General features: G+C 63.6%; 1 pseudogene. It reads left to right on the top strand.

Annotated features, from left to right (window positions below):
- A pseudogene (locus FH08_RS0133940) lies at positions 1–500 on the top strand (CYTH domain-containing protein); the annotation flags it as partial.

The following is a 500-nucleotide window of genomic DNA, read 5'->3' as shown; positions in this document are numbered from 1 at the left end:
ACACGGTCGACTATCGATTACTCGCCGAGAAGATAACGCTGCGCAAGCGTGAGGGCGGCGATGACGCGGGCTGGCACATGAAACTCCCCGGCGAAGGGGATGCTCGAACCGAGATTCAACTTCCTACCGACGACGGAACCGAAGTGCCGGCGGCACTGTCGAGCCTGGTGCGAGCAATCATCCGCGGAAACGAACTGACCCCCATCGCCTTGATCATCACCGACCGCGAGCGCACCCGCCTGAACGACGCCGACGACACCCTGCTGGCCGAGGTGGTGTCCGATACCGTAATCGCCTGCAAGGCTGACGGTTCCGGAGAATCAAGCTGGCAAGAGGTAGAGGTCGAGCAGGGCGCCGGCGGCCAACCCCTGGCCGACGCCATCGAAGCAGTTCTCTTCGAGGCCGGACTCGAACGGTCGGCAAGTCCCTCCAAACTCAAGCGTGCACTAGGCACCTCCGTCACCCCGTACTCCGCAGCGGCAGGCACCGCGACCAAGACA

It is taken from the genome of Caballeronia sordidicola, assembly GCF_000729995.1.
GTDB classification, from domain to species: Bacteria; Pseudomonadota; Gammaproteobacteria; order Burkholderiales; family Burkholderiaceae; genus Caballeronia; species Caballeronia sordidicola_A.
The sequence above is the reverse complement of the archived record's forward strand: the minus strand, read 5'-3'. Positions and strand labels throughout refer to the sequence as shown.